The organism is Devosia epidermidihirudinis (assembly GCF_000971295.1).
In the GTDB taxonomy this organism is placed as follows: domain Bacteria; phylum Pseudomonadota; class Alphaproteobacteria; order Rhizobiales; family Devosiaceae; genus Devosia; species Devosia epidermidihirudinis.
Map to the genome: position 1 here is coordinate 33,483 of NZ_LANJ01000046.1, position 17,434 is coordinate 50,916.

Sequence of the window (17,434 nt, forward strand, 5' to 3'; positions counted from 1 at the left end):
ATGGCCGCCAAATCCACCGACTTGCTGCAGGAATACCGCACCAAGCGCGACTTCGCCAAAACCAGCGAGCCGGCTGGCAGTGCGGGGGCAGAAGGCGCGGCGGGTGGGCGCTTCGTGGTGCAGAAGCATGATGCGACGCGGCTTCACTTCGACTTCCGCATCGAAATGGATGGGGTTCTTAAAAGCTGGGCGGTGATGCGTGGCCCTTCCGATAATCCCGAGGACAAGCGGTTGGCCGTGCGTGTCGAGGATCACCCGGTGGAGTACGGCACGTTTGAGGGCACCATTCCCAAGGGCGAGTATGGCGGTGGGACCGTCATGCTGTGGGACGAGGGCACCTGGGAGCCGATCAACGATCCGCATCGGGGGCTGGCTGAAGGCGACCTCAAGATGCGCATTCATGGCCAGCGTATGAAGGGCGAATGGGTTCTGGTGCACATGAAGGGGCGCGACACCAAGCGCAAGACGGGTGCTGATCGCGAAAACTGGCTGCTCATCAAACACCGCGATGACTATGCCAGGGACCATGACTCGCTGACCGAGACTTTCATCAAGTCGGTGTCCACAGGTCGTGATTTTGACGGCATCGCCAAGGGGCTCAAGGCCAAAAAGGCCAGCCCCACGCCGACCAAGGCCGTCTGGCACTCCGACCCGGACAAAGCCCCGCCCAAGGCGAAAAAGGTCCGCCCGGTGGGTGATCTGCCGGCGTTTCAGAGCCCGCAACTGGCGACCCTGGTCGATAGCGTGCCTGAGGGCGCGGACTGGGTGTTCGAGATGAAATATGACGGGTATCGCTGTATGGCGGCGGTGGCCGGGGGCACGGTGCGCCTGTTCACTCGCACCGGCCTCGACTGGACCGACACATTCGGCGCCATGGTCGCCCCACTTGCCGCGCTGACCAATGGCACGGCGCTGATCGACGGCGAAATCTGCGCCTTTGACGACAAGGGGCGAACCGATTTCTCCACCCTCAAGGACGCGCTGTCCGATGGCGGTCCGCTGGTGTTCTTCGCCTTTGATCTGCTTGAGCTGGATGGCAAAGATCTGACCGGCCTGCCGCTGCTGGAGCGCAAGGACAAGCTCGAGACATTGCTGGGGGCCACCGATAAGGCGTCTCCCATCCAGTTTTCCAGCCATGTCAGTGGCAATGGACAGAAGGTATTCGACGCCATCTGCGCAGCGGGCCATGAAGGCGTGATCGCCAAGCGCGCCGACGCGCCCTATCGCGGCGAGCGCAACAAAAGCTGGCTCAAGATCAAATGCTCCAAACGGCAGGAGTTCGTCATCGCCGGCTGGTCGCCCTCCGCCAAGCGCAAGTCCTTTGCCTCACTGCTGCTGGGGACATGGGAGGGCAAGAAACTGGTCTATCGCGGTCGCGTCGGCACCGGCTTTTCCGAAGATGTGGCCGAGGCTCTCCAGAACCAGCTGAAAGAGCTTACGCGCGACAGCTCGCCCTTTGTCGAGGTGCCCGCTGCCATTGCCCGCACGGCCAAATGGGTGACCCCCAAGCTGGTCGCCGAAATCGGTTACGCGGAGTTCACCCCCGACGGCATTCTGCGCCACCCATCGTTTATCGGGCTGCGCGAGGATAAGCCCGCCAAGGAGGTTGCCGTGGAAGAGCCAACGACTGCTTCGGGTGATGTCGGGGTCGATGCGGCGGCGGCTGTTGGGGTAAAACTCACCAGTCCCGAACGGGTGATTTATCCGGGGCAGGGCGTCACCAAGGGCGATCTCGTTGCCTATTACGCCGCCGTGGCCGATGCCATGCTGCCCTATGTGGCCAGACGTCCGCTCAGCCTGCTGCGCTGTCCGCAGGGACACGCCCAATACTGCTTCTTTCAGAAGCACGACACGGGTGGTTTCCCCGACGCAATGAAGTCGCTGATGATCACCGAGAAGGACGGCAGCAAGGAAGATTACTTCTATGTCGAGGACCTTGCCGGGTTGATCGCGGGTACGCAGATGAACGTGCTCGAGTGGCATCTGTGGGGGGCGCGCAACAAGGATATCGAAAAGCCCGAGCGCATCATCTTCGATATCGACCCCGATGAGGGGCTTGGCTTTGATGCGGTGAAATCGGCCGCCAAGGATATCGGCGCGCTGCTCGAGGAAGTGGGGCTCAAGAGCTATCCGCTGGTCAGCGGTGGCAAGGGTGTGCACGTTATCGCGCCATTGGTGCCCAAGGCCGAATGGCCCGTGGTCAAGGAATTCTGCAAGACCGTGGCGCAGTTGCTGGCCGAGCGCGAGCCCGACCGCTTCACCGCCAACCTCAGCAAGGCCAAGCGCAAGGGCAAGCTGTTCGTCGATTATCTGCGCAACGAGCGCGGCTCGACCGCCATTGCCCCCTGGTCCAGCCGCTCGCGCGACAAGGCACCCGCCGCCGTTCCCGTCAGCTGGGCCGAGTTGGAGCGCGTGACGTCAGCCGACCAGTTCGGCCTCGCCGAGGCGGCCGAGCGCGCGGGCGATGCGGACCCATGGACGGGCTATTTTGAGGTGACGCAAACCATCGGCAAGGCGCTGACGGACAAGCTGCCCGACTAAGGTATTAGTCGTCGGTATCGCCTCCGACGCTAACTTATGTCATGCGCGACAAAATTCGGGGTTGCGTAAAACAGCGCCACAGATGAAAACGAGTCGGCGCACTTCCTCGTGCGTCACCCACACATTGATTTGGAAGGTACCCGCCGAGACAATGACGTCATCAGTATTGCTCACCCTTGTCGTGCTTCTTCCGTTCCTGGCCAGCCTTGTGGCGGCTGTTCTTCCTTCGAACGCGCGGAACGCGGAGGCGTGGTTAGCCGGTACTGTGGCTGTCGTCGGTCTTGCCGTGATGGTCTGGCTCTATCCCCAGATCGCCAATGGCGGCGTTGTGCGCCACGAAATCGAGTGGATTCCCTCCCTTGGCCTCAACCTGATCATCCGCATGGATGGTTTTGCATGGCTGTTTGGCGTGCTGGTCACCGGCGTTGGTTTCCTCGTCGTGCTTTATGCGCGCTATTACATGTCGCCCAAGGACCCGGTGCCGCGCTTTTTTGCGTTTTTCCTGGCGTTTATGGGCTCGATGCTCGGGCTGGTGCTGTCCGGCAATATCATCCAGATGGTCATCTTCTGGGAACTGACCTCGGTCACCTCGTTCCTGTTGATCGGCTATTGGTTCCACCTCGCCCAGGCGCGCGACGGCGCGCGTATGGCGCTGACGGTGACCGGCCTGGGTGGGCTTGGCCTTTTGATCGGCATGATGATCGTTGGTCATATCGTTGGCAGCTATGATCTCGATGTCGTGCTGGCCTCGGGCGATGCGATCCGCGAAAGCGGGCTCTATCTGCCGGCCCTGCTGCTGGTGCTGCTGGGCGCGCTGACCAAGTCGGCGCAGTTCCCGTTCCACTTCTGGTTGCCGCACGCGATGTCGGCGCCAACCCCGGTTTCGGCCTATCTGCACTCGGCCACCATGGTGAAGGCAGGCGTGTTCCTGCTGGTCCGCTTCTGGCCCGTCATGGCTGGCACCGATGCCTGGTTCTGGATCGTCACTTTTGCTGGATTGGCCACCCTCATCTTCGGGGCCTATGCGGCTATCTTCCAGACAGACCTCAAGGGTCTGCTCGCCTATTCGACCATCAGCCATCTCGGCCTGATCACCACGCTTTTGGGCATGTCGAGCCCGCTGGCAACGGTTGCCGCGATCTTCCACATCGCCAACCACGCCACCTTCAAGGCCTCGCTGTTCATGGCCGCCGGTATCATCGACCACGAAACCGGCACGCGAGATATTCGAAGGCTCAGTGGGCTCTTCAAATTCATGCCGTTCACGGCCACGCTCGCCATGGTGGCCAGCGCGGCCATGGCTGGCGTACCGCTACTCAACGGTTTCCTGTCCAAGGAAATGTTCTTCGCCGAAACCGCGCTGCGCGACGCGAACCCCTTCGTCAACTTCGCCCTGCCAGTCGGCGCAACGCTCGCCAGCATGTTTGCGGTGGTCTATTCGCTGCGCTTCGTGCACGGCGTTTTCTTCGGGCCTCCGCCTGAAGGGCTGACCAAGGTCCCCCATGAGCCACCCGCGCTGATGCGCCGCCCGATCGAAATCCTCGTGCTGCTCTGCCTGCTCGTCGGTATCATTCCGGGCATCACCATCGCGCCCTATCTGGCTGCCGCTGTCGTGTCCGTCACCGGTCCCGAAACGCCCTATTACAGCCTCTCGGTCTGGCACGGTTTCAACTTCGCGCTGGCCATGAGCGGCGTGGCGCTGGTTGGTGGCGTGCTGCTTTACTGGGCGCTCTATGGTTACCTCAACAAGGGTATCGAAGGGCCGCCAGTCATTCGCCGTCTGCAGGGCAAGCGCATTTTCGAGCGTATCATGCTGACGATCACGTCCAAGTGGGCGCGCCGGCTTGAGAGCCTGCTCGGCACGCGCCGTCTGCAGCCCCAGCTGTTCCTGCTGTTCTTCCTTGCTGTTGCCGCTGCCTTTGCCGTTCTGGCAGGCCGTTTGGGCACGGTTGATCTTTCGCTCGCCGGTTTTGATCCAGCCTTCGCGCTGATCTGGGCTGTCGGCGTGGTCTGCGCCGTGGGCGCTGCCCATCAGGCCAAGTTCCATCGCCTGTTCTCGCTGGTGTTGCTGGGCGGTACGGGCATTGTTACCTGCATCACCTTTGTCTGGCTTTCCGCACCTGATCTTGCAATCACCCAGCTGCTGGTTGAAATCGTCACCACCGTGCTGATCCTGCTCGGCCTGCGCTGGCTGCCAAAGCGCGTGCAGGGCATGAACGACGAAGCGCTAATCCAGCGCGCCTTCATCCGTCGCTATCGCGATCTGGCGCTGGCGGGCATTGCCGGCCTCGGCATGGCGGTGGTGGCCTATGCGGTCATGACCCGCCAGATCCCCGATGGTATCTCGCGCTTCTTCGTCGAAAACGCCTATAGCCTTGGCGGCGGCACCAACGTCGTCAACGTCATGCTGGTCGACTTCCGTGCCTTCGATACGCTGGGCGAAATCACCGTGCTGGGCATTGTTGCGTTGACGGTCTTTGCGGTGCTGCGTCGCTTCCGCCCGGCTGCTGACTCCATTGAAAAGCCGGAACAGCAGAAGATCCAGAACGCCTTTGACGAACGCGTCGCCGAGCGCAATCCCGGTGACACCGTCAATGAATATCTGATGATCCCTGCGGTCATCATGCAGTGGATGTTCCCTGTTATCATCGTGCTGTCGCTGCACCTGTTCCTGCGCGGCCACGATCAGCCCGGTGGCGGCTTTGCCGCCGGTATCGTGATGTCGATTGGCTTTATCCTGCAGTACATGGCCGGCGGCACCCGCTGGGTCGAAGAGCGCTTGCGCATTCTGCCCGTCAAGTGGATCGGCACGGGTCTGTTGACCGCGCTGCTGGTGGGCGTCGTCGCCCAGCTGCTGGGCTATCCGTTCATGACTACCGGCTTCCAATACGCCGAGATTCCGTTCATCGGCAAAGTGCCGATGGCCAGCGCGCTGATCTTTGATCTGGGTGTGTTCGGCCTCGTCGTTGGCGCCACGGTGCTCATCCTGATCGCGCTGGCTCACCAATCGGTCCGCTCGCCCAAGGTGGCGCGTCGGCCCGTGGTCAAGGTGCCCGAAGTTGCACCCGACGCACCGGTGGAGACACGCTGATGGAAATCATTCTGGCTATCGCCATCGGCGTTCTGTGCAGCTGCGGTGTCTTTCTAATGCTGCGTCCGCGTACCTTCCAGGTCATTATCGGCCTGTCGCTGCTGTCTTATGCGGTCAATCTGTTCATCTTCGCCATGGGCAGGCTGACTGTGGGCGGCGTGCCGGTCATCAGTCACGGCGATATCGACCCCTCTCACTATGCCGACCCGGTGCCCCAGGCACTGGTGCTGACTGCCATCGTCATCGGCTTTGCCATGACAGCGCTGTTCCTCGTCGTCCTGCTGGCGGCTCGCGGCCTGACCGGTACCGACCACGTCGATGGACGGGAGCGCTAGAATGAATTCTCTGATGGATCACCTGATCATCCTGCCCATCCTGTTGCCTATGGCGACTGGTGCATTCCTGCTGATGTTTGACGATCGCCAGCGCACTGCCAAGGCGCTGATCAACGTCACCTCGACCTTCATGTTGCTGGTCATCGCCGTCTTTATGGTGATGCAGGCGTCGACACAGGGCCCCGAGGGCGCGGCTGTTGCCAGCTATGCCGTCGGCAACTGGCCGGTCCCGTTTGGCATCGTGCTGGTGGCAGATCGCCTGTCGGCCATGATGGTGCTGCTGACGGCCATTCTCGGCGTGTCCGCGCTGATGTACTCGCTGGCCCGCTGGCACGCCGCAGGTCCAAGCTTCCACAGCCTGTTCCAGTTCCTGCTGATGGGCCTGTGCGGGGCGTTCCTCACCGGCGACGTGTTCAACCTCTTCGTGTTTTTCGAAGTCATGTTGGCCGCATCCTACGGCCTGATGCTGCATGGCCTGGGCAGTGCGCGCGTCAAGGCGGGTCTGCACTATATCGCTGTCAACCTGGCTGCCTCGTTCCTGTTCCTCATTGGTGCCTCGCTGATCTATGGCGTCACCGGCACGCTCAATATGGCCGATCTGGCCGCCAAGGTTGCCATGATCCCCGAGGCGGATCGCGGTCTGCTTGAGGCGGGCGCAGCCATTTTGGGTCTCGCCTTCCTGCTCAAGGCCGGCATGTGGCCGCTCGGCTTCTGGCTGCCCACCACCTATGCCGCCGCCAGCGCTCCCGTGGCCGCTGTCTTTGCCATCATGACCAAGGTCGGCATTTACGCCGTGCTGCGTATCTCGACGCTCGCCTTCGGCGCCGACGCCGGTGCATCTGCCGAATTCGGCCAGACCGTGCTGCTTGTCGGCGGCATGGCCAGCATCGCCTTTGGCGCTATCGGCGTTCTGGCATCGCAGACCACAGCGCGCCTCGCTGGCTATTGTGTGCTGGTGTCCTCCGGCACGCTGCTCGGCGCCATCGGCATGGGCAATGCCGGCGTCACCAGCGGCGCTCTCTACTATCTCGTGGTCTCCACCCTCGCGATCAGCGCCTTCTTCCTTCTGGTCGAACTGCTGGACCGCGTTCGTGCTGAAGGCGCCCACGTTCTCGCCATCACGCTCGAAGCCTATGGTGACGACGAGGAAGAGGCCGAAGAAGAAGTTGGCGTCGCCATTCCCGGCGCGCTGGCCATGCTCAGCATCAGCTTTGGCCTCTGCGTCCTGCTGCTGGCGGGTCTGCCGCCACTGGCCGGGTTCCTGGCCAAGTTCTCGATCATCTCGGCCATGGTCAACCCTGATGGGCTGACCGAAGCGACCCCGATTGGCGCCGCCTCCTGGTGGATGGCCGGGCTGATGATCTTCTCGGGCTTTTCGGCGCTGATCTCGCTGACCCGTACCGGCATCAACACCTTCTGGGTGACGATGGCCGAACGCCCAGCGCCCGTCCGTGTGATTGAAATGGCCCCGGTGATCCTGCTGCTCAGCCTGACCGTTGCCCTGACCATCCTGGCCGGTCCCGCCATGGATTACATGCACGCTCTGGCCGATACGCTCTATGCCTCGGCCGATCAGGTCAGCCAGGTTCTGGCCACGCCCTTGGTTGTCGACACTGTGGCGGGGGCGCACTGATGAGCAAAATCCTTCCCTATCCGCTGCTGTCGCTGTTCCTTTTGGTCATGTGGTTGCTGCTGCAGCAATCCGTCGGCCTCGGCCATATCCTGCTCGGTGCGCTCATCGCCATTCTGGCGGGTCGTGCCATGGCGGCCCTGCAGCCCGAGCGGCCTCGCATCCGCAAGATCGGCAAGATTGTTGAGCTGATCTGGTTGGTGTCGCTGGATATCCTGCGCTCAAACATCGCCGTTGCCCGCCTTGTCATCGCCGGCAAGCGCCGCGATACGACGTCCGGCTTCCTGGTGCTGCCGCTCGAGCTGCGCGACCGCTCGGCTCTGGCCGTGCTGGCCTGTATCATTACGGCAACGCCCGGCAGCGCCTGGCTGGAATATGATGCCGCCCGCGGTTCGGTTCTAATCCACGTCCTCGATCTGGTCGACGAACAGGCCTGGGTCGACATCATCAAGAACACCTATGAGCGCCTGTTGCTGGAGATCTTCCAATGAGCTCAGACATTCTCCATTGGTCCTTGCTGATCTCTCAGGTGCTGCTGGCGCTCGCCATGGTGGCCGCCGCCACCCGCATGATCCGCGGCCCGCGCGCGCAGGATCGTATCCTCGGGCTCGACGCCTTCTATGTCGCAGCCATGCTGATGCTTGTGCTGTTCGGCATTCGCATTGGCTCGTCGGTCTATTTTGAGGTGGCCCTGGTCATCGGCATTCTTGGCTTTGTCGGCACTGTGGCACTCGCCAAATTCCTCATGCGCGGCGAGGTGATCGAATGATGGATATTCCAGTCTGGCTCGCCATTATAGTTGGCCTGCTGTCGCTGATTGGTGCGGTTCTGACGCTGCTCGGCTGCCTCGGCCTTGCGCGCTTTGATAGCTTCTACGAGCGCATCCACGCGCCAACCCTGGGCACCAGCTTTGGCAGCATCGCTGTGCTGCTGGCGTCCATCCTGTATTTCTCGGTGTCCGGCCAGCGCTTCGCTGCCCATGAGATCATCATCCTGATTTTCGTGTCGGTCACCACCCCGGTCACCATGATGCTCCTCGCCCGCGCCGCCCTTTACCGCGACCGCGCCGAAGGCAATGCCATCGTGCCCCGCTCCGCCGGAGACGCCCTGGAAAACGCCGCCGCTGGCGACGACATCCCGCAACCATCCTCGCCCCAATAACCGACCCGTTTGCGCTTTGCCCAATTGGGTGTCAGCGTAGCGCAGGGCGGCATGCGCTGCTTTTCGGGAGAATGTCGCGATGAACGTCACCGTCTTTGGCACGGGCTATGTGGGCCTTGTCACCGGCGCATGCCTGGCGGACGTTGGCCATCGCGTCCTCTGCGTCGATATCGATGCGGGCAAGGTCGACCGGCTCAACAAGGGCGACGTGCCGATCCGCGAACCGGGCCTCGACGCGCTCGTGGCGCGCAACCTCGCCGCGGGCACGATTGCGTTCAGCACCGATGCCGCAAAAGGCGTCGCCCATGCAGATCTTCTGTTCATCGCGGTCGGTACGCCACCCGATGAGGATGGCTCGGCAGACCTGCAATATGTGCTGTCTGTCGCCCAGACCATTGGCGAGGCCATGACCAATCGCAAGGTGGTTGCCGTCAAGTCGACCGTGCCTGTCGGCACCAGCGACAAGGTCGGCGAACGCATCGCAACGGTCCTCGCTGCGCGGCAGTCAACCTTGCAATGCGATCTCGTATCGAACCCGGAATTCCTCAAGGAAGGCGCCGCGGTCAGTGATTTCCTTAAGCCTGACCGTATCATTGTCGGCACGGCCAGCCAGCGGGCGCGCGAGGTGATGAAGGAGCTTTACGAGCCCTTCAATCGCAGCAACGATCGCACGCTCTATATGGACGTGCGCTCGGCCGAGCTGACGAAATATGCGGCCAATGCCATGCTCGCCACCAAGATCAGCTTCATCAACGAGATCGCCAATCTGGCCGAACGGCTGGGGGCAGACATCGAGGAAGTGCGCCGTGGCATCGGTGCTGATCCGCGCATCGGCTATCACTTCATTTATCCGGGCATGGGCTATGGCGGCTCCTGCTTTCCCAAGGACGTGCAGGCACTCGGACGCACCGCAACTGACGTTGGTTACGACTCGCCCCTGATCGCCGCTGTGGAAGCCGTCAACAATCGCCAGAAACACGCGCTGTTTGAAAAGCTGGCTACTCATTTTGGTGGCGCCGCGGCGCTCAAGGGCAAGCGCATCGCCGTCTGGGGATTGGCGTTCAAACCCAATACCGACGACATGCGCGAGGCCCCTGCGCGGGTGTTTATCGAAGCGCTCTGGTCTGCGGGCGCGGCAGCGACTGTGTTCGATCCCGTCGCGATGGACGAGATGGCGCGGATCTATGGCTCGCGCGCCGACCTCACCTTTGCAGCCGATAAATACGCTGCTCTCAATGGCGCCGATGCCCTCGCGATCTGCACCGAGTGGCAGCAGTTCCGCGCACCCGATTTCGCTGGGATGGCCGAGCGGATGCCGTCCCGCCTGATTGTCGATGGCCGCAATATCTATTCGCCCGAGCGCCTCAGCCGCGACGGTTGGACCTATCTGAGCATCGGCCGCGCGCCCGCCTATCCGGACACAGCATCATGAAAGTCCTCGTCACTGGCAGCGCCGGGTTTATTGGGTTTCATGTTGCGCGGCGGTTGATCGAGCGTGGCGATGAGGTGGTCGGGTTTGATGTGGTCAACAACTACTATGACCCGGCGCTGAAGGAAGCGCGCCTGGCGCAGCTGGATGCACTCGCCGCCGAGCAGGGCGCAAGCTACAGTTTTATCCGGGCTGACATTGCCGATCAGGCCGCAGTCGATACGGTTTTTGCCGATCACGGGTTTGACCGGGTGATCCACCTGGCCGCCCAAGCAGGAGTCCGCTACAGCCTCGAAAACCCGCGCGCCTATGTGGCGTCCAACATTGTTGGCTTCACCAATATTCTTGAGGCCTGCCGCCACCACCAGACGGGCCACCTGGTCTATGCCTCGACCTCGTCGGTTTATGGCGCCAACACCAAGATGCCGTTTTCCGAGCATGATGGCGCCGACCACCCCCTGCAGTTCTATGCCGCCACCAAGCGCGCCAATGAACTTATGGCCCATTCCTATAGCCATCTGTTCGGGTTGCCGACGACGGGTCTACGGTTCTTTACCGTTTATGGGCCCTGGGGCCGGCCCGACATGTCGCCCTTCAAATTCGCCAAGGCGATTACCGAAGGCAAACCCATCGATGTGTTCAATCACGGCAACCACAGCCGCGACTTCACCTATGTCGACGATATCGTTGAAGGCCTGATCCGCGCGTCGGATGCGCCTGCTGCAGCCAACCCCGATTGGGACGCGGCCCATCCCGACCCCGCCACGTCGAACGCGCCGTTCCGCATCTTCAACATCGGCAATTCCAACCCGGTAAAGCTGGCCGACTATATCGAGGCGCTCGAAACGGCCTTGGGCAAACAGGCGATCCGCAACCTGCTGCCGCTACAGCCGGGCGATGTGCCTGACACCTTCTCGGACACGTCGGAGCTGACCCGCGCCACGGGTTATGCGCCCCAAACCTCAGTTCAGGATGGCGTAGCGGCCTTTGTGAAATGGTATCTGGCGTTCTATGCGCCCAAGGGGGGCGCAACGCCCTAGACATTGAAGCGTCCCCACCCAGCTGGCGAAGTTTTTTCAGTCCCGCCCAAAGGATCTCTGCCTTGCTGTCGTCTCATAGACGATGACACTTCTGCACATCGGCGAGATGGGATTGAAAAATGAGTGATTGCACAGACCTGACCACCACAGTGATGGCCCCGCGCCTGCGCGGTGGCATGACCACAATCTCGCTGCGCGCGGCGCTGCTGGGCGCATCGGTCGCGCTTCTCGCCCCGATCGGGCTGGCTGTCGCCGCCGATGGCTCCGGCTATCGCATCGAAGCGGTGACGCTGTCGGCGGGCGGCCTTGCAGAAATCCGGCGCGGCGTGCAGGTCGATGGTGCCTCCGATCTTGGTTTTGACGTGCCGCTCGATCAGGTCAGTGACATCCTCAAGAGCCTGCTTGTCTATGATGCCGCTGGTGGCGTCGCCTCCATCCGGCTCGATGGCCCCTCGCCAGTGGAAGAGACCTTCCGCGGCCTGCCATTCACGCCCGAAGACATGAACGGCCTTCCAAGCCTGCTCAAAACCCTTCAGGGGACCTCGGTGCGCGTCACCTCAGGGGGGCGCACCGTCGAGGGCATGGTCATGGGCGTGGCCGAAGACAGCCAGCCCGCCAAGGATGACAGCGAGCGTGGCCAACTGCTCTCCGTTATGACCGCAGAGGGGCAGATCGCTGTGCTGCGTCTGCGCTCCGATACCCAGCTCGACATTCTCGATGTGGCAATGCGCGACAAGCTGCGTGCGGCCGCCACCGTCAGCGGCAAAAGCCGTGTCGAAGACATGCGGACCATCAATGTTGGGCTGGAGGGTACTGGGGAACGCGATGTGTTCCTTGACTATGTCGTGCCCGCGCCGATCTGGAAAACGGCCTATCGCCTGATGCTCGATGCCGATGGCAAGGCGCGCTTGCAGGCATGGGCGGTCATTGAAAACGCCACCGGCGAAGACTGGTCCAACGTTGCAATCACTCTGTCTTCGGGCGCACCGGTGACCCTGTCGCAGCGACTATACGAACGCTATTGGCATGAGCGGCAGGACGTGCCCGTTCTCGCACAATCCGTCATGGCGCCGCCACCCGATCTCTACAAAGGCGGCGCGGTTGATGAACGCTCCCGCCTCGCCAATCAGGACATGGCCTACGAAATGATGGCCGTTCCGGCCCAGGCGGTTTATGCGCCAGCGCCCATTTCCATGTCGCCCTCGGCTCCCGTGGCGCAAGCCACCGCGTCCGATGGCCAGACGGCGGCGATCTATCGCCTGCCCATGCCAGTCGACCTCGGCGCCGGGCAGACCCTGTCCGTGCCCTATATCGACACCACTCTCGATGCCGAACGCATCGCAATTTTCTATCCAGATCGCGGCGACACTCACCCCATTTCAGCGCTGAAGCTGGAAAACGCCACCGGCACCAGCCTGCCGCCCGGCATTGTCACGGTCTACGCGCCGCAGGAAGAAGGCTATGCCGGCGACGCGCAGTTGATGGGCGTGCCGAGCGCGGAAAGCCGTATCCTCAGCTTTGCTGCCGACCGCAAGGTGGAGGTGACCACCGAGCGCGGCAATGAGCAGACCAGCTATCGCGCCACGATTGCCAATGGCGTGCTGCGCATCATCAGCACCACGCGGGCCGACACCACCTATACGATCAAGGGTGCGCCAGACGCGTCGCGCACGGTGATTATCGAGCATCCCCGTCTCGACGGCTGGACATTCACGTCGGACGCGCTCGATGAAGATACCCCGACCAATTATCGCCTGCGCGCCGAGGTCGAGGCGGGTGGCACTGCGACGGTCAAAGCCAGCATTGAGCGTACCAATAGTGACGAGGTGGCGCTGATCGACGCCGATCCATCAACGCTGCTCTATTGGTCGAACCAGGTGGGCAACGCCAAGACCACCGCCGCGCTCGATAGCCTGACCAAGTTGCGCAGCGAGCTTGCCAAGCGCGAGCAGGCTTTGGGCGATATCGTGCAGCAACTCTACGACACCACGGCCGCGCAGTCCCGTGTTCGCGAAAATCTCGCGGCGGTGCCCAGCGACAGCACCTTGGCCCAGCGCTACATTTCCATGCTCGAGCAGCAGGAAGACCAGATTGCGGCGCTGGAGATGCAGCGCCGGGAGGCCGAAAAGGCCCTGAGCGATGAACGCGACGCCTTCGCCAAGGCGGTGCAGGCACTGTAAGAACCGTTCCGCCCCAGCGCTTTGACCCGTGCTGGGGCTGCTTCGGCCTTGGTCGTGCCCCAAAAGGGTGTACCTCTTTGCCCGCACAGGATCGGTGTTGAGGTGATTTGACTTGAAGCGCGTTGTGGCCCTGCTGGCCTTTTCGGTGGTGCTCTTTGGCGGCGTGGCTCATGCGGCCGACAGCGAGTTTTGCGAGAAGCTCGCCTATGGCGACACGCCCTATGTCGTCTGTACCCCGCCGCTCGACAATGCGGGTCTGCGCCTGTTCTGGAAAGACAGTGACGGTCACCCCTATCGCCGTTTCAGCGCCGTAGCCGAAGCACTGGCGCAAGAGGGCGAGACGCTGGTTTTTGCCTTCAACGCTGGCATGTATTTCGAGAACTTTGCCCCCATGGGGCTCTATGTCGAAGACGGCTCGACCAGGGTGCAGCTGAACACCCATCAGAAAGATGGTCCCGCCTCATCGGTGCCCAATTTCTACAAGGCGCCCAATGGCGTATTCTATCTGAGCGGGCAGGGCCCGGGGCTAGTGACCACCCAAGCCTTTGCTGATGCCGCGCCTGAAGCCGTCTACGCAACCCAGTCAGGTCCCATGCTGGTCATTGATGGCGCGGTGCATCCCGCCTTCATCAAGGGGTCTTCGGACCGCAAGCGGCGCACCGGTATCGGGCTTTGCGCCGATGGAAAGGTCGAGATCGCCATCAGCGACAGCCCGGTGAGTTTTTACGACTTCGCGCTGTTCTTCAAAGACCGTCTAGGCTGCCCCAATGCGCTCTTCCTCGACGGTGGCCGTGGCGCAGGCATCTATAGCCCGCAGCTGGGCCGCAACGACATATCCTGGCACGGCGGCTTCGGCCCAATCATTGGCCTCGTCCGCTAGGCGGCACGTCGATGAATGCTGTGATGGTGGAGGGTTGGAGCGGGTGAAGGGAATCGAACCCTCGTCATCAGCTTGGGAAGCTGCTTCTCTACCATTGAGATACACCCGCGTGCCGCAATCGGATGCCGTAAAACCATTGCAACGTCAATAGGAAGCTTTGATTTGGCCCATCCTGTCCCGCGTTCGGTAGCACTTGGGCACAGACTTAGGGCGCATATCGGGCGCAGATTAGCCCAGAAAACTGCATGCGTTTCGGCGATGGGAAGAAGACATCCCGGCGTGGTGAGGTCAGCAATAGCTGCGGTCAAAGCGTGCGATAGGCTTCCCGGTCCGCTTCGCCATGCCATTCATTGAATGCACCAAACTGGTCCTCGGAGGGAGGCATCTCTGCCTTGCTCAGAATGACCGTGTCGCCCCGTATCGCATAGGCCACGGTATCGCCTTTTCTGAGTGACAACGCGCTCAGAACAGCCCGCGGTATCGTCGTCCGCGCTCGGGTCGTGATCGTGCTGGTGATCATCACGCCTTCCTTTTCAGGAGCCAAGCAACGCTCTCCGACATGGCCTCTCCCCAGCGCTAGGCGGGGAAAGGCTTGAAGTGTTTGGAGAGCTTGAGGGTCTGGGCCTGGTAGTTTGAGCCCAGCGCCGAGCCATAGAGCCGGTCCGGCGCTTCGGCCAGCGTCTCATAGATCAGCCGGCCAATGGTCTGCTGGTGGCCGAGCAGGAAGGGCACTTCGCGGCTGCGCACTTCGAGAACGGCGCGGCTGCCCGTGCCGCCGGCCGAGGAATGGCCAAAGCCGGGATCGAAAAAGCCAGCATAATGCACGCGGAATTCGCCTACCAGCGGATCGAACGGCACCATTTCGGCGGCGTGGGTCGGCGGCACATGCACCGCCTCGTCGCTGACCAGAATGTAGAACTCGTCGGGATCAAGGATCAGCTCTTCGCGGCCGCGATTGTAGAGCGGGTCCCAGAAATCGAGCACGTCCAGCGCACCCTTTTTGTCGACGTCGACAACCGCCGTATGGCGGCGCGAGCGGAACCCGATCAGGCCATCACGGCCTGCGCCCTTGAGGTCGATGGAGAGCGCAACGCCCTCGCCAACCGGAATGCTGCCGTCAAACACCAGCGTGTCGCGCTCGTGCAGCGCCTTGTGTTCGGCAATGTTCAGCCTTGTATCGCCGGAGCGGAACCGCATCTGGCTGAGGCGGGAGCCGGTCCGCGCGAGAATGGGGAAGGTGCGGGGGCTAACTTCGAGATAGAGCGGGCCGTGATAACCGGCTGGCATCTGATCGAACCCACGCGCGCGATCACCGATCACGCGGGTAAAAACGTCGAGGCGCCCCGTCGAGCTTTTGGGATTGGCGGAGGCGCTGACTTCAGGCGGCAGCGCCAGGCTTTCCTGCAGCGGCACGAGGTAGACGCAGCCGCGCTCCAGCACGGCGCCCTTCGTCAGGTCGATCTCGTGCAGCTTCAGAGCTTCGATGCGTTCGGCCACCGAATGGCTGGGGCCGGGCAGAAAACTCGAGCGCACGCGATAGGCCACATCGCCCAGACGCAGGTCGAGGCTGGCGGGCTGAACCTGATCGATATCGAATGGCCGCGATGTCATGATCGCGCCCTGGCTTGCCAGCAGTTCGATCAGCCGTGCGGGGAAGACGCCCTGCGGCCAGGTCTGTTGCTTGTCCATGCTTTCGATATTCCTTTGGCTCGTGCCGATCCCTAGCAAACCCTTGTAATTGACGCCAACGCCCAATTGCCTTTAGATCACATTCCAGTGGTGATTTGGCCGGTCGGTTGCAGCCACTTAAAACAAATTGCTAAAGACCGTTTGAACCGGCCGCCGTATGCGTGCCGGTTTTTTTGTTTGAAGGCGTGATAATGTCCAAGGCGAACAATCCCCTCAATGATCCGGCGCGCCGGTCCCCCGAAACCCAATTGGTTCACGGCGGCACCCAGCGCACGGCGTTTAACGAGACCAGCGACGCGCTGTTTCTCAACTCCGGCTACAGCTATCCCAGCTCGGACCACGCCGAAAAGCTGTTCATGGGAGAGATCCCGGGCGCCCACAATTATTCCCGCTTTGCCAATCCCACCGTCGACGTGTTTCAGGAGCGCATGGCGCTGCTCGAAGGCGCCGAGGCCGCACGCGGCTTCGCCAGCGGCATGGCCGCCGTCACCAATGCGGTGATGAGCCAGGTCAAGGCCGGCGATCATATCGTCGCCAGCCGCGCGCTGTTCGGCGGTTGTCGGTATGTGGTTGAGGACTTCATGCCGCGTTGGGGCGTCTCGACGACGCTGGTCGATGGCCGCGACCCCGAGAACTTCGCCCGCGCCATGCAGCCCAACACCAGATTGGTGTTCATCGAAACGCCAACCAATCCGACGCTGGAGCTGGTCGATATCAAGGCCGTGGCCGATATCGCCCACGCCCATGGCGCTGTGCTGGTTGTCGATAACGTGTTTGCCACAGCCCTCTGGCAGAAGCCGCTGGAGCTGGGCGCCGACCTCGTCACCTATTCGGCCACCAAGCATATTGACGGTCAGGGCAGGGTGCTGGGCGGCGTCGTACTGGGCTCCAAAAAGCTCATCGAGGGCGATGTGCACACCCTGCTGCGTCAGACCGGCGCGACGCTCAGCGCCTTCAACGCCTGGGTGTTGATGAAGGGGCTCGAGACCTTCCCGCTGCGCGTGCGCCAGATGACCGACAGCGCCGCCAAGATCGTCGCGGCGCTCGATGGGCATGCCAAGATCGGCCGCGTGGTCTATCCGCACCTCAAGAGCCATCCGCAATATGATCTGGCCAAGCGCCAGATGCAGACGGGCTCGACCCTGATTGCGCTGGATGTGGAGGGCGGGCAGGAAGCCGCGTTCAAGCTGTGCGATTCATTGTCGGTGATCCTGATCTCCAACAATCTGGGCGACGCCCGCTCGCTGATCACTCATCCACGCACCACCACCCACCAGCGCCTCACCGAAGAGGTGCGTCTGGAAACCGGCGTCACGCCGGGTCTGGTGCGGCTGTCGGTTGGTCTGGAAGCCAGCGACGACCTGATCGCCGATCTGCTCTATGGGTTGGATCAGATCTAGGAAGCCACGGCTCCCTTACCTCTCCCTTCGGGGGAGAGGTAAAGTGGCCTCGTGGTTC

Annotated in this window: 14 protein-coding genes, 1 tRNA gene and 1 riboswitch; of the genes, 12 read left to right on the forward strand and 3 right to left on the reverse strand. The window is 62.1% G+C overall.

Annotation, left to right across the window (positions count from 1 at the left end; genetic code table 11):
- From ligD to WH87_RS16875, 11 genes are all read left to right on the forward strand, one after another.
- Positions 1–2,541 (forward strand): DNA ligase D, encoded by a 2,541-nt coding sequence (gene ligD, locus WH87_RS16825; protein ID WP_046138982.1) that lies wholly within the window; start codon positions 1–3, stop codon positions 2,539–2,541.
- A gap of 151 nt (positions 2,542–2,692) precedes the next feature.
- Positions 2,693–5,632 (forward strand): monovalent cation/H+ antiporter subunit A, encoded by a 2,940-nt coding sequence (locus tag WH87_RS16830; protein ID WP_082092762.1) that lies wholly within the window; start codon positions 2,693–2,695, stop codon positions 5,630–5,632.
- Positions 5,632–5,967 carry a Na+/H+ antiporter subunit C gene (locus WH87_RS16835; protein ID WP_046138980.1) on the forward strand — a complete coding sequence of 112 codons (336 nt, stop codon included), beginning with the start codon at positions 5,632–5,634 and terminating at the stop codon, positions 5,965–5,967. Before WH87_RS16830 ends, WH87_RS16835 begins: the two co-directional genes overlap by 1 nt.
- A gap of 1 nt (position 5,968) precedes the next feature.
- On the forward strand, positions 5,969–7,600 hold the full coding sequence (locus tag WH87_RS16840; protein ID WP_046138979.1) for a monovalent cation/H+ antiporter subunit D: 1,632 nt from the start codon (positions 5,969–5,971) through the stop codon (positions 7,598–7,600).
- Positions 7,600–8,088 (forward strand): Na+/H+ antiporter subunit E, encoded by a 489-nt coding sequence (locus WH87_RS16845; protein ID WP_046138978.1) that lies wholly within the window; start codon positions 7,600–7,602, stop codon positions 8,086–8,088. Before WH87_RS16840 ends, WH87_RS16845 begins: the two co-directional genes overlap by 1 nt.
- Positions 8,085–8,366, forward strand: coding sequence for a K+/H+ antiporter subunit F (locus WH87_RS16850; RefSeq protein ID WP_046138977.1), 282 nt, complete (start codon positions 8,085–8,087; stop codon positions 8,364–8,366). The genes WH87_RS16845 and WH87_RS16850 overlap by 4 nt, the downstream gene beginning before the upstream one ends.
- Positions 8,363–8,758, forward strand: a complete 396-nt coding sequence (gene mnhG, locus WH87_RS16855) for a monovalent cation/H(+) antiporter subunit G (protein ID WP_046138976.1) — start codon at positions 8,363–8,365, stop codon at positions 8,756–8,758. Before WH87_RS16850 ends, mnhG begins: the two co-directional genes overlap by 4 nt.
- 79 nt (positions 8,759–8,837) lie before the next feature.
- Complete coding sequence (locus WH87_RS16860) at positions 8,838–10,190, forward strand: UDP-glucose dehydrogenase family protein (RefSeq protein ID WP_046138975.1); 1,353 nt, start codon at positions 8,838–8,840, stop codon at positions 10,188–10,190.
- Positions 10,187–11,227 carry an NAD-dependent epimerase gene (locus tag WH87_RS16865; protein WP_046138974.1) on the forward strand — a complete coding sequence of 347 codons (1,041 nt, stop codon included), beginning with the start codon at positions 10,187–10,189 and terminating at the stop codon, positions 11,225–11,227. Before WH87_RS16860 ends, WH87_RS16865 begins: the two co-directional genes overlap by 4 nt.
- 119 nt (positions 11,228–11,346) lie before the next feature.
- The gene (locus tag WH87_RS16870; RefSeq protein ID WP_245622469.1) at positions 11,347–13,407 is read left to right on the forward strand and encodes a DUF4139 domain-containing protein; all 2,061 of its coding nucleotides are present in this window, start codon (positions 11,347–11,349) and stop codon (positions 13,405–13,407) included.
- Between the two features lie 112 nt (positions 13,408–13,519).
- Positions 13,520–14,287, forward strand: coding sequence for a phosphodiester glycosidase family protein (locus WH87_RS16875; protein WP_046138973.1), 768 nt, complete (start codon positions 13,520–13,522; stop codon positions 14,285–14,287).
- Between the two features lie 35 nt (positions 14,288–14,322).
- Here WH87_RS16875 and WH87_RS16880 read toward each other — a convergent pair.
- From WH87_RS16880 to WH87_RS16890, 3 genes are all read right to left on the reverse strand, one after another.
- Positions 14,323–14,396: transfer RNA gene (locus WH87_RS16880), tRNA-Gly, on the reverse strand.
- Between the two features lie 195 nt (positions 14,397–14,591).
- Positions 14,592–14,831 carry a type II toxin-antitoxin system PrlF family antitoxin gene (locus tag WH87_RS16885; protein ID WP_197410839.1) on the reverse strand — a complete coding sequence of 80 codons (240 nt, stop codon included), beginning with the start codon at positions 14,829–14,831 and terminating at the stop codon, positions 14,592–14,594.
- A 32-nt stretch (positions 14,832–14,863) separates the two neighbouring features.
- Positions 14,864–15,976, reverse strand: coding sequence for a 2'-deoxycytidine 5'-triphosphate deaminase (locus tag WH87_RS16890; protein ID WP_046139713.1), 1,113 nt, complete (start codon positions 15,974–15,976; stop codon positions 14,864–14,866).
- Between the two features lie 77 nt (positions 15,977–16,053).
- Positions 16,054–16,129: riboswitch (SAM riboswitch) on the forward strand.
- Positions 16,130–16,167: 38 nt separating this feature from the next.
- On the opposite strand from WH87_RS16890, the gene metZ reads away from it, so the two are divergent.
- A complete protein-coding gene (metZ, locus tag WH87_RS16895) occupies positions 16,168–17,376 on the forward strand; it encodes an O-succinylhomoserine sulfhydrylase (RefSeq protein WP_046138972.1) in 1,209 nt (402 codons plus the stop codon).
- Positions 17,377–17,434 lie beyond the last annotated feature (58 nt).